The following is a 10,580-nucleotide window of genomic DNA, read 5'->3' on the forward strand; positions in this document are numbered from 1 at the left end:
ATTTTTTCAGTTAAAGATCGATTATTCGCCGATTACAGCCAGAATGTCGCTGTCACGAAGGATCAGGTATTCTGTGCCTTGGTATTTCACTTCTGTACCAGCATATTTAGAGAAGATGATTTTATCGCCGGCAGCTACATCAAGAGCTGCACGTTCACCATTATCAAGAACACGGCCTGCACCTACAGCAACAACTTTGCCTTCTTGAGGCTTCTCCTTAGCTGAATCCGGCAGAACAATACCGCTTGCTGTTTTCTCTTCTGACTCTACTAGCTCAATAACGACGCGATCACCTAGTGGTTTTAACAAGTGAAACAACCTCCTCATATATTATGTAAGTATTCTTTATTATTAGCACTCATTAACAGTGAGTGCTAACACATTTATTATAATAAATAATTCGTTTTCATTTTGCAAGAGTCCTGCTTAAATTTTTTTTCGTCAAATTCCATCAAAAAACACACCCTCTTATTTTATGCGGGACTGGCTATCATTATGCAATTGTGATTCCTGCTCAAATTTGTTAACTTCGGGTTCTTTTAAGACAGGCGCTATCGTATACAAGTATAAGACCTCTTTCTTTGCGAAAAAGCCGCTTTATTAGTAAAATTGTAAAGAAAAGCAGAAGCTAATAAGGATCACCTTAACTGATTCTATATAAGGAGATATCATCTTGAAAAAACAGTACGGCTACGTTCTTATCGCCTATATCATCATGCAGCTATCGAGCATTATCGGAATTCCGGTTTTTTATAATATCGCTGTGAATTGGTTCAACCAGACGAGCGAACAGGCGAAAGCGATTGTTCCGGGATACTGGCTGATTTTTTCATTCTCGATTGCGCTCATCGTCGTTTGGGTCCTGTTAAGGAAAACCGAGACAAGCACGAAGCTTGAAAGAGAAGCACCCATGTCAGCCCTATTTTCAGCTCTCTGGGCAATTGCGGGTATCTTCATGGCATTCTTTGCCCAAGGCCTGGCAATCAATATCGAGCGGTTGATTGGAATTGAAATGGGCTCCGAGAATACACAGAATATCGTCCGCATCATTGACTATGTGCCCCTGGCCATGATCGTTGCTGCCGTAATCGGCCCTATCCTTGAAGAGATTGTGTTCAGGAAAATCATTTTCGGTTTTCTATATGAGCGGTTTTCCTTCATCATCTCTGCACTGATCAGTTCGGTCATTTTTGCCTTTGCCCACTTCGAGCCGGAGCATGTTCTGTTGTACTCGGCCATGGGCTTCACCTTTGCTTTCCTTTATGTAAGAACGAAAAGAATCATCGTACCGATCATTGCCCACGTCTCGATGAACTCCCTGGTGGTTTTGATGCAGTCCATCTTCAGGGAAGATATTGAAAGAATGATGCAGGAAGCAGAAAAAATACAAGGATTTATAGGAGGATTCTTTTAATGAGGAGATCACCTTTGTTCAGCGGCATACTTTATATCCTCCTCGGGGTTCTATTTACGTACTTTGCCATTCGAAATGTAAATGACCATGGATGGGGATTTTTCTCATACCTGATGGTGCTGCTGGCCACACTTGATTTCGGATCAGGGATCAGGATGGTCGCCATGCACTTCAAGATCAAGAAACATTTGAATAACAAGAAATAGAAGAAGTCCTTTTGGGGCTTCTTTTTTTGGGCGGTGATTCGGAGAAAAAAAGTCTGCATCCGGGCTGCTTGGTCTATGGCTGTTTGTTTTAAAAATACCCCCTTCTGCTTCTTCTTTCGTTTACTATGACAGCATCGATTTTTCCAAAGCTGAATTCCACACCCTCATACACCCTCTATGACCTCATCGATTTCACCAAAACTGAATTCCACACCTCCATACACCCTCTATGACCTCCTCTTTTTCACCAAAACTAAATTCCACGCATTCATTCACCCTCTATGACCTATCGATTTTTCCAAAACTGAATTCCACGCATTCATTCACCCTCTATGACCTATCGATTTTTCCAAAACTGAATTCCATAACCCCTTACACGCTCTATCCTATGTCTATGACACATCAAACATCTTAAAAAAAACCTCGACCACCTCAAAGGCCGCTTTTTCCTGATCGGCAATCAAACCAAAAAACCCTCCCGCGTCAACAGGAGAGCTTTTCTACTCAATAATAGTAAGGATACGGGGCATACGGATAGTAAGGATACGGGTAGTAGTACGGCCGTGGTGCCAGCAAAGCTCCTGCTGCCAACCCCGTTAAGAATGGAAACCCAAACCCGAACCCGAAAGGTCTGCCGAAGCCAAACCCAAAGCCTGGACGCCCAAATCCGCCAAATCCGAACCCCGGCCGGCCAAAAACCCTTTGATCTTGAAGATTAAATCCATTGTGATTCATACACATATTCCTCCTCATTCTTTTTTTTATCAGAGACAATATAGACTATGAACCAGCGGAGGAATATTCTTGGGTTTTCATCCTTGTTTTCCATTTTTTGTGCAACGTCTGCCATTAGACAAGTCAGGACAGCCGCTGGTTTTACAATATATGAAAGTCACTTAAGCCCCATGGGATGGTAACACCCTGAACAACACAAAAAGGAACAACCCGTCAGGTCATTCCTCTCTCTTTCTTTCTTCTTCATATAGTTCCCTTTGCAGTTCCTGTTCCGCCTGGAGCACTTTTTTATAACCGATCTTTGAAATCCAGATACTGACTTCATATAAAAGCAGCAGTGGTACGGTTACCATCATATGTGAGACGATGTCCGGCGGCGTGATGAAGGCTGCAATGACAAGCAAAATGAAGTACGCATAGCGTCTCATTTGGCCCATGAACATCGGGGTGATGATCCCCAGCCTTGTCAAAAACAGCATCACGACCGGCAGCTGAAACAGCAAGCCGAAAGGAAGTGTCAGCTGGAATAGGAAGTTAAAGTATTCATTGATGCCGATTACCTGCTGGATGTTCAATTCATTCGACAAGTTCATCATGAATTTGACTACGTATGGGAAGAGAATGAAATAAGAAAACGATAATCCTCCCAGAAATAACAACAGCGAAATCGGGATGTAGCTTAATGTTACCTTTCTCTCTCTATCAAGCAAGCCGGGGCTGATGAATGCCCACAATTGATAAAGGATGAGCGGAGAGGTGATGATCAGAGCGATGAACACCATCATCTCCAAATAGATCTTCAGCGGATCTGTCAGCCTGAATGCATTCATTGTCAGTTCTTTTGCTTCATCCGCATGCTGTAAGTACCTGATCAGCGGTTCGGCGAGGAAGAAGCTGCCAAGAAACGCCAACATGAAGAAAACGACTACAAACATGAGCCGTTTCCTGAGTTCTCCTATATGTTCATAAAGTGTCATTTCATTATGACTCATAGCGTTCAATCCTTACATTTACTTAGCATCTTTATTCTTTGTATCGTCGTCGTCATCTGCTAAGCCTTTTGTTGCGTTTTTGAATTCACGCAAAGTGTTTCCTGCTGCTTTCCCCAATTCCGGCAATTTCTTCGGTCCGAAAATCAATAGAGCAACAATTGCGATCAATATGAGGCTACCTGGTCCTAGTGGCATAACGCTCACCTCCTTGTTCTATCATAACTTATCCGGTTTATTATTGCTATCATGTTCTATTTTCTTCTTGTGACATTTCGGTGTCATCTTCAGAATAATTCTTCAGGAAGTAGACCAGCGATTGCAGCTCTACTGCCAGGTCGATGTGGTGGATCCTGATATGGTCCGGTGCAGTCAGCCTTGCAGGGGTGAAGTTCAAGATTCCCTTGATGTTTGCCTGCACGAGCCTGTCGGTGATATTTTGGGCGGCACCTGCCGGGACGGTCATGATGGCCACTTCAATTCCATTATCCTCTAGATGCTTTTCCATATCATCCAGACTGTATACCGGGACATCGCCAATGATAGAACCTACCTTGCCCGGATCGACATCGAATGCCATTTCAATTTTTGTGTTATTATTTTTTATAAAGTTATAGTGTAAAAAAGCTGTGCCCAGATTCCCGACACCGATCAGCACGACCTTTGTCAGTGCATCCTGATCAAGCGTTTTACTGAAGAAAGATAACAGGTAGTTAACATTGTACCCATACCCCTTCTTTCCTAACGCACCAAAATACGAAAAATCACGCCTGATCGTTGCGGAATCTACCTTTACCGCTTCACTCAACTCTTTAGAAGACACCCTCTGCTTTCCCGAGGAGTGTAAGTTTTTGATGAATCTATAGTATAACGGCAGCCGTTTAGCTGTCGCTTGTGGAATCTTTGTACTTTCCTGATTCATTGCCATTCCCCCACATTGTATTCGCTTGAGCTTTTTTTACCTGCCTCTCACTTCATACCATCTGATAACGCTTCCATCAGAGCGTACGAAGTCACCCTTTTCATTCTGTGCTTGTTACAGCAATATGTCAATTCCTTTTCATGGTAAACCCTATATTCCCGCCGTTTCCGTTTCTATTATCATACACTATTTTGCCTATGCTGTCTGTTGTGCCAGGAGGCTTCCGCTTCCGTCCCCATTGATTTTGAGATACACTATACTAATAGAACCATGACTGGTTTTACTTACTCTTATACCAGGGCCTTTTCTGCTATAAAAGTATGTGACGCCAGCCTTTAAAAAAATGAGAGCCTACTATATAGAGGTGAATGAAATGATATTATTACAAGTCAATCAAATCGTAAAGTCCTTCGGGGCTGATGTGATCTTATCCAATATTAAACTCGAAATCCAGAACCGGGACCGCGTTGCTCTTGTTGGAAGGAACGGCGCCGGAAAATCTACCTTATTAAAGATTATTTCCGGACAGCTCTCCTATGATTCAGGAGAAATCATTAAACCCAAGGAGGTCTCCATCGGTTATCTTGCCCAGCATACCGGCCTGGAATCCGGATTATCCATTTGGGAAGAAATGCTTTCGGTCTTTGACGATCTTCTCAAAATGGAAACAGACCTTCGCAAGCTCGAACAGGAAATGGCTGATCCGGATATCTACGAGAATGCGGATAGGTATAATAGAATCCTGAAAGATTATGATAACATCCAAGTGAAATTCAAAGAATCCGGAGGCTATCAGTTTGAAGCGGATATACGCTCCGTCCTTCACGGTTTGAATTTTGCCGGGTTCGACTACAGCACGCCGATTTCAACCTTGAGCGGCGGGCAGAAGACACGCCTTGCCCTGGGAAAACTGTTATTGACCAAACCGGATATCCTGATTCTGGACGAGCCTACCAACCACCTTGATATCGATACATTGTCATGGCTCGAGCAGTATCTTCAAGGATATGAAGGTGCGATCCTCATCGTTTCCCATGACCGCTACTTTTTAGACAAGGTCGTAAACCAGGTATATGAGGTTTCCCGATCCAATTCAAAGAAATACCACGGAAACTACAGCCAGTTCCTTGAGATGAAAGCGGAAATGTTTGAAAGGGAAATGAAGCAGTACGAGCGACAGCAGGAAGAGGTCGCCAAACTGCAGGACTTCATCCAGAAAAATATTGCGCGTGCGTCCACCACCAAGCTTGCCCAGAGCAGGCGAAAGAAACTTGAAAGAATGGACTTGCTGGACCGTCCTCAAGGGGATGAAAAGTCGGCAACATTTTCTTTTACCATCGATCGGCCAAGCGGAAATGATGTCCTTAAAGTCAATGATCTTTCAATCGGATATGAAAATGATGCAATTTCCTCCTCGATAGATATGACGTTGTCCAAAGGGGATAGTGCTGCCCTTGTGGGGCCAAATGGAGTCGGAAAATCCACGCTGTTAAAAACACTCATCAAGAGGCTGCAGCCAGTCAGCGGAAGTTTTTCCTTTGGGTCAAATGTATCCATCGGCTATTACGATCAGGAACAGGCCGAGCTTTCTTCCAACAAAACCGTTTTGAATGAGCTCTGGGATGAATACCCGATGAAGGATGAGAAGGAAATCCGGACAGTATTGGGCAACTTCCTCTTCTCCGGTGAAGATGTGCTAAAGCCTGTCACCACTCTCAGCGGCGGGGAAAAAGCCAGGCTTGCTCTTTCAAAACTGATGCTCCAGAAGGCAAATCTGTTGATTCTGGATGAGCCGACGAACCATCTGGATCTCGACAGCAAGGAAGTATTGGAATCCGCACTGATTGATTATCCGGGAACCATCCTGTTTGTGTCCCATGACCGCTATTTCATCAACCGGATTGCCACCAAGGTAGTCGAGTTATCTCCCGACGAGGCAGTCGAATTTCTCGGTGACTACGATTACTATGTTCAAAAGAAAAATGAAATCCTCGAACTGGCTCAACTCGAAGAAAGCAAGCAGGTTCAAAGCCATGCTCCTGTAAAAGTGGAAAAGCAAAATTATCAACAGGATAAAGAAGCGAAAAAGCTTGATAGGCAGCGGAGAAGGCGTGTAGAAGAACTCGAGGCACTGATGGAAGAGCTGGAAGAAAGCATTGGCACCTTGGAGACAGAGCTATGTGATCCGGATGTCTTCCAAGATCATGAAAAAGTGTCGGATCTGAATGAAAAGCTGGAATCCTCCAAGAAGTCACTGGAGGAATACATGGATGAATGGGCTGAAATCGAAGAACTTCTCCAACCTTAATAAAAACGGCTTCAGGGACAGACAGACCCTGAGCCGTTTTTCATTTTCATTGAGATGCTCTTTATTCCACAAAGTTATTAACAGAAGAGTTGCTTATATCTCTTTATTCACTAGACTTTTCCACATTATCCACAATTTAATCCACAATTATCCCCATTACTCACAAAAAAATAGGAAATTTTTCCTCGTGTTTTTACACAACTGCAGCTTGACTTACTAACAACTTATCCACAACCTGTGTACAAAACACATGTTCTTATTTAGGCAAAATTATATATTTTCTTATTCCCTGTTTTTAATAACCTTAAACTTTTTAGCGGTTTTTAGGGGCATTGTGGATGACCTGAGGGTAACTTTTAGTGTGGAGGTGGTTTTCCTGGGGATGAACCCAGGATTGGCAGGTGATTTTACGTTCTTTTCTGTCTCTAATAAAAATATGGATGTTTTTTTGTAGGTTTCTTCCCGTTCTGCTTGTCACTCTCCTACAAATACCTCGGGATTTGTAGGCTTTTCCACATTTTTATCCCCACTCTAGTACTAATCTGAACCCTTTTTGTATGTATCATCCCGCTCAGTCCGTCACTCTCCTACAAATACACGCAGAAATTGTAGCCATTTCCACACTTTTACCCCCACTCTAATACAAATCAGCTCCTGTATCCCTCCATGGTGTCAGCCATCCTTCAAAGATCCAATTCATATCCACAACTTGTCCCCAAAGCTGCTGCAGACAAGCCCGGAAAATAAAAAAGACTTGAAAGATTTCTCTTTCAAGCCTAAAAATTCTCGATATCCAGACCAGGGTTGGCATTCATCGCCATCGACCCCCGTTTTCCCTTTTCAAATTCAATCGTCCCGGCAGCAGCTATCATCGCTGCATTATCTGTACAGAGTGATAATGGGGGTATTACGAGTTCTATACCCTCCAGGGACCCGAATTCCGTTTCGAGCCTGCTTCTTAATCCTCTATTCGCTGCAACTCCACCTGCAAGCAGGACCTGCTCTACTTCATATTGTTTTGCAGCTTTAAGTGTCTTGGTGACCAATACATCAATGACGCTTTCCTGGAAGCTGGCAGCAAGGGTTTCCGGTGCAATCTTTTCCCCACGTTGTTCCGCATTATGGACAGTATTGATGACCGCTGACTTCAAGCCGCTGAAACTGAAGTCAAAAGAATCAGCTTCCAGCCATGCCCTAGGCAAATTAATTTCCGGGTTACCTTCAGCAGCAAGCCGGTCGATATGCGGGCCGCCTGGATAAGGAAGGCTGAGGGTCCTGGCTACTTTATCATAGGCCTCACCAGCTGCATCATCCCGCGTCTCCCCAATGACTTCATAGGAACCATGCTCTTTCATGTAAACCAGCTCGGTGTGCCCGCCAGAGACGACCAATGAAAGAAGAGGAAACTTCATTTCTGTCACTAAACGGTTGGCGTAAATGTGCCCGGCAATATGGTGAACCCCGATAAGAGGCAGTCCATGGGCAAAAGCCAAAGCCTTAGCCGCGTTGACTCCAATTAAAAGCGCACCTACCAATCCCGGCCCTTCAGTTACCGCAACTGCATCCATTTCTTTCATTGTCATTCCAGCCCGGCTCAATGCTTCTTCGATCACAATCGTAATTTGTTCAACATGATGCCTGGAAGCAATCTCAGGTACAACCCCGCCAAAGCGTTTGTGGCTTTCTATCTGAGACGCTACCACATTAGAAAGAATCTCTTTTCCATTTTTGACAATAGCAACAGCTGTCTCATCACAGCTTGTTTCCATTCCTAAGATAAACGTGTCTTTACTCATATAATTTCACCCACATAACTAATGCATCCTCTTGGTTGTCAGAATAATAATTTTTGCGGATCCCGCCATCATGGAAGCCGAACTTCCTATATAAAGACTGGGCAGGATCATTGCTGACCCTTACTTCAAGCGTCATGGTCCTGGCACCCATTTCCTTTGCAATCTCAATCATACTCCCCATCAGCTTCCCGCCTAGGCCTCTGCCCCTGTATGAGGGAAGAACTGCGATATTGGTAATATGGGCCTCGTCGACGATAATCCAGACCCCGCAGTACCCGATGACCTGATCATTGTCCTCAATGACAATATATGTAGCAAAATGGTTTGTTTCCAATTCATTAAAAAATGCATCCCGGCTCCAGGGTATGGAAAATGAATGGCTTTCCACTTCCATGACCTGGTCCAAATCCTCTGTATTCATCAACCTTACTGTATACTCACTCATAACCATTCCCCAGTTTACTTGCTATTTTTGCGCTTCTCTCCACTTTGCTTCTGCTTCAGCCAGTCTGATATAGTTCGGTACAAGCCCATGGACGTTTTCCACGGGCATCCCCATCCCAATCCTGATAAGTTCGGATGGCCGGGGATTGCTGCTTGTCATATCAGCGAGCACTGCCTGTTCTCCAAGTTTATCTTTTAAGACATCCTGGTGAATCTTCACATCATGCCCGACGAACAGAATCTTCTCCCCATACCTCGCTAAGCTGTCAGCCCATTCTTCTGCTGGCAGATTAGCATCATCGATCATACACTGCAGCTTGCCTTCACTGTATTTATATAGCCCAGCATAAAGCTGCCCTCTCCTCGCATCAAATAATGGAGAGATCAGCCCATCAAAATATCTTCCTGATGATGCCAAAACGGCAAGGCTTGAAACCCCGATAACAGGAATATTAAGAGTCCATGCAAGGGTCTTCGCAATCGTCACGCCGATTCTTACCCCTGTATAGGAACCAGGGCCGCCTGCAACCACAATCTTGTTCAATTCAGCCGGAGAAACACCGCACTCCTTCATAAGCATCTCCACAGCCGGCATGGCTCTAAGAGAGTGATTCTTCTTTATATTTGTGATATATTCGCCAATGATTTCCTCATCACTGGCAAGAGCAATTCCCAATTGGTAATTGGAAGTATCAATCCCAAGGATCTTCATTCAAAAATCTCCTTACATAACATTTCATATCTCTGACCTGACGGGTTAAGTGTAATGACCCTCTCATCGTCGGACTTTCTCATAATCGATATCGCAAGCTTCTCATCCGGAAGCTGCTCTTTTATTAAATGCGCCCATTCAACAACCGTTACCCCTCCGCCATTGAAATATTCATCAAATCCCAGATCCTCAAAGGAATCATCCAACCGATAAACATCCATATGATACAGCGGCAGCCGTCCCTGATACTCCTTGATGATGGTAAAAGTGGGACTGTTCACATTGCGCCTGACTCCCAGACCCCTGGCAAGCCCCTTTGTAAAAGTGGTCTTACCCGCTCCCAGATCACCTTCCAGTGTCAGGAGATCATTTTCCTGAAGCAGTTCAGCAAGCCGCATGGCAAATTCAGTTGTTTGTTCAGGGCTGCTTGTCTCTAATTCATATACAGACATACAATTCTCCTTTAATAGTATAAAAAAACCTTAGGAGCATGATCAATTCCTAAGGATGAAGTATATATGTAGTTTACCCGATTTCCACGGGTTGAGCAAAAAATCTTTCATGAAGACAAAAAAAATAACGAAACATCGTTTCGCTAATCTCACAATTTAATAGATGGCGGTCCGGACGGGACTCGAACCCGCGACCTCCTGCGTGACAGGCAGGCATTCTAACCAACTGAACTACCGGACCAGGGATTTTTGCTGACAAGCAAAATATCCTTCCTTAATTTAAGGGGCGAATACTACTTGTCAAAATATCTCTCCTTAATGTAAGGAGCAGATACTACTTATCAAATTATCTATCCTTAATATAAGGAGCAGATACTAAGTGATAATATCCTTCCTTAAAGTAACGAGAGATATAAGAGTCAAAACATCCTGCCTCAAGGCAGGATATTTTGACAAAAATGGTATTGCGGGGGCAGGATTTGAACCTGCGACCTTCGGGTTATGAGCCCGACGAGCTACCGAACTGCTCCACCCCGCGACGATATAAAATTCATAACAGCCTGGCGACGTCCTACTCTCACAGGGGGAGATCCCCCAACTAC

The 10,580-nt window shown here is 44.1% G+C and carries 14 protein-coding genes and 2 tRNA genes; 4 read left to right on the forward strand and 12 right to left on the reverse strand.

What is annotated here, in order from left to right:
• Positions 1 to 21: 21 nt before the first annotated feature.
• Positions 22 to 309 (reverse strand): co-chaperone GroES, encoded by a 288-nt coding sequence (groES, locus tag D3H55_RS19155; RefSeq protein WP_113927142.1) that lies wholly within the window; start codon positions 307 to 309, stop codon positions 22 to 24.
• Between the two features lie 364 nt (positions 310 to 673).
• On the opposite strand from groES, the gene D3H55_RS19160 reads away from it, so the two are divergent.
• The 3 genes from D3H55_RS19160 (at position 674) to D3H55_RS25505 (ending at position 2,035) form a co-directional block, all read left to right on the forward strand.
• Positions 674 to 1,414 carry a CPBP family intramembrane glutamic endopeptidase gene (locus D3H55_RS19160; protein ID WP_119548909.1) on the forward strand — a complete coding sequence of 247 codons (741 nt, stop codon included), beginning with the start codon at positions 674 to 676 and terminating at the stop codon, positions 1,412 to 1,414.
• On the forward strand, positions 1,414 to 1,620 hold the full coding sequence (locus tag D3H55_RS19165; RefSeq protein WP_119548910.1) for a YdiK family protein: 207 nt from the start codon (positions 1,414 to 1,416) through the stop codon (positions 1,618 to 1,620). Before D3H55_RS19160 ends, D3H55_RS19165 begins: the two co-directional genes overlap by 1 nt.
• A gap of 229 nt (positions 1,621 to 1,849) precedes the next feature.
• Positions 1,850 to 2,035 carry a RepB family plasmid replication initiator protein gene (locus D3H55_RS25505; RefSeq protein WP_420808776.1) on the forward strand — a complete coding sequence of 62 codons (186 nt, stop codon included), beginning with the start codon at positions 1,850 to 1,852 and terminating at the stop codon, positions 2,033 to 2,035.
• Between the two features lie 89 nt (positions 2,036 to 2,124).
• Here D3H55_RS25505 and ymaG read toward each other — a convergent pair whose 3' ends face one another.
• The 5 genes from ymaG to D3H55_RS19185 form a co-directional block, all read right to left on the reverse strand.
• Positions 2,125 to 2,355 carry an inner spore coat protein YmaG gene (ymaG, locus tag D3H55_RS19170; protein ID WP_119548911.1) on the reverse strand — a complete coding sequence of 77 codons (231 nt, stop codon included), beginning with the start codon at positions 2,353 to 2,355 and terminating at the stop codon, positions 2,125 to 2,127.
• A complete protein-coding gene (locus tag D3H55_RS25315; RefSeq protein ID WP_276310255.1) occupies positions 2,336 to 2,470 on the reverse strand; it encodes a hypothetical protein in 135 nt (44 codons plus the stop codon). Before D3H55_RS25315 ends, ymaG begins: the two co-directional genes overlap by 20 nt.
• 103 nt (positions 2,471 to 2,573) lie before the next feature.
• Positions 2,574 to 3,347 (reverse strand): twin-arginine translocase subunit TatC, encoded by a 774-nt coding sequence (tatC, locus tag D3H55_RS19175; protein ID WP_119548912.1) that lies wholly within the window; start codon positions 3,345 to 3,347, stop codon positions 2,574 to 2,576.
• Positions 3,348 to 3,365: 18 nt separating this feature from the next.
• The gene (locus D3H55_RS19180; protein WP_119548913.1) at positions 3,366 to 3,542 is read right to left on the reverse strand and encodes a twin-arginine translocase TatA/TatE family subunit; all 177 of its coding nucleotides are present in this window, start codon (positions 3,540 to 3,542) and stop codon (positions 3,366 to 3,368) included.
• Between the two features lie 49 nt (positions 3,543 to 3,591).
• Positions 3,592 to 4,266 carry a redox-sensing transcriptional repressor Rex gene (locus tag D3H55_RS19185; protein WP_119548914.1) on the reverse strand — a complete coding sequence of 225 codons (675 nt, stop codon included), beginning with the start codon at positions 4,264 to 4,266 and terminating at the stop codon, positions 3,592 to 3,594.
• Positions 4,267 to 4,639: 373 nt separating this feature from the next.
• Here D3H55_RS19185 and D3H55_RS19190 point away from each other — a divergent pair, with 373 nt between their 5' ends.
• The gene (locus D3H55_RS19190) at positions 4,640 to 6,574 is read left to right on the forward strand and encodes an ABC-F family ATP-binding cassette domain-containing protein (protein ID WP_119548915.1); all 1,935 of its coding nucleotides are present in this window, start codon (positions 4,640 to 4,642) and stop codon (positions 6,572 to 6,574) included.
• Positions 6,575 to 7,350: 776 nt separating this feature from the next.
• On the opposite strand, the gene tsaD is transcribed toward D3H55_RS19190, so the two are convergent.
• The 6 genes from tsaD to D3H55_RS19220 form a co-directional block, all read right to left on the reverse strand.
• Positions 7,351 to 8,370: a tRNA (adenosine(37)-N6)-threonylcarbamoyltransferase complex transferase subunit TsaD gene (gene tsaD / locus D3H55_RS19195; protein WP_119548916.1), complete on the reverse strand. Its 1,020-nt coding sequence runs from the start codon at positions 8,368 to 8,370 to the stop codon at positions 7,351 to 7,353.
• Positions 8,363 to 8,821 carry a ribosomal protein S18-alanine N-acetyltransferase gene (rimI, locus tag D3H55_RS19200; protein ID WP_119548917.1) on the reverse strand — a complete coding sequence of 153 codons (459 nt, stop codon included), beginning with the start codon at positions 8,819 to 8,821 and terminating at the stop codon, positions 8,363 to 8,365. Before rimI ends, tsaD begins: the two co-directional genes overlap by 8 nt.
• 15 nt (positions 8,822 to 8,836) lie before the next feature.
• Complete coding sequence (gene tsaB, locus D3H55_RS19205) at positions 8,837 to 9,526, reverse strand: tRNA (adenosine(37)-N6)-threonylcarbamoyltransferase complex dimerization subunit type 1 TsaB (RefSeq protein WP_119548918.1); 690 nt, start codon at positions 9,524 to 9,526, stop codon at positions 8,837 to 8,839.
• Positions 9,523 to 9,978 carry a tRNA (adenosine(37)-N6)-threonylcarbamoyltransferase complex ATPase subunit type 1 TsaE gene (tsaE, locus tag D3H55_RS19210; RefSeq protein ID WP_119548919.1) on the reverse strand — a complete coding sequence of 152 codons (456 nt, stop codon included), beginning with the start codon at positions 9,976 to 9,978 and terminating at the stop codon, positions 9,523 to 9,525. The genes tsaB and tsaE overlap by 4 nt, the downstream gene beginning before the upstream one ends.
• 164 nt (positions 9,979 to 10,142) lie before the next feature.
• A tRNA-Asp gene (locus tag D3H55_RS19215) sits at positions 10,143 to 10,219 on the reverse strand.
• A gap of 223 nt (positions 10,220 to 10,442) precedes the next feature.
• Positions 10,443 to 10,516, reverse strand: a tRNA-Met gene (locus tag D3H55_RS19220).
• Positions 10,517 to 10,580: the final 64 nt, after the last annotated feature.

This window comes from Bacillus salacetis, from assembly GCF_003581585.1.
GTDB classification, from domain to species: Bacteria; Bacillota; Bacilli; order Bacillales; family Bacillaceae_B; genus Rossellomorea; species Rossellomorea salacetis.

Excerpts from the sequence above, each read along its gene's own strand:
- tsaB (WP_119548918.1), bottom strand. The coding sequence starts at position 9,526 with ATGAAGATCCTTGGGATTGATACTTCCAATTACCAATTGGGAATTGCT.
- ymaG (WP_119548911.1), bottom strand. The coding sequence starts at position 2,355 with ATGAATCACAATGGATTTAATCTTCAAGATCAAAGGGTTTTTGGCCGG.
- D3H55_RS19185 (WP_119548914.1), bottom strand. The coding sequence starts at position 4,266 with ATGAATCAGGAAAGTACAAAGATTCCACAAGCGACAGCTAAACGGCTG.
- D3H55_RS25315 (WP_276310255.1), bottom strand. The coding sequence starts at position 2,470 with ATGGCAGACGTTGCACAAAAAATGGAAAACAAGGATGAAAACCCAAGA.
- tsaD (WP_119548916.1), bottom strand. The coding sequence starts at position 8,370 with ATGAGTAAAGACACGTTTATCTTAGGAATGGAAACAAGCTGTGATGAG.
- rimI (WP_119548917.1), bottom strand. The coding sequence starts at position 8,821 with ATGGTTATGAGTGAGTATACAGTAAGGTTGATGAATACAGAGGATTTG.
- tatC (WP_119548912.1), bottom strand. The coding sequence starts at position 3,347 with ATGAGTCATAATGAAATGACACTTTATGAACATATAGGAGAACTCAGG.
- D3H55_RS25505 (WP_420808776.1), top strand. The coding sequence starts at position 1,850 with ATGACCTCCTCTTTTTCACCAAAACTAAATTCCACGCATTCATTCACC.
- D3H55_RS19190 (WP_119548915.1), top strand. The coding sequence starts at position 4,640 with ATGATATTATTACAAGTCAATCAAATCGTAAAGTCCTTCGGGGCTGAT.
- D3H55_RS19180 (WP_119548913.1), bottom strand. The coding sequence starts at position 3,542 with ATGCCACTAGGACCAGGTAGCCTCATATTGATCGCAATTGTTGCTCTA.
- tsaE (WP_119548919.1), bottom strand. The coding sequence starts at position 9,978 with ATGTCTGTATATGAATTAGAGACAAGCAGCCCTGAACAAACAACTGAA.
- D3H55_RS19165 (WP_119548910.1), top strand. The coding sequence starts at position 1,414 with ATGAGGAGATCACCTTTGTTCAGCGGCATACTTTATATCCTCCTCGGG.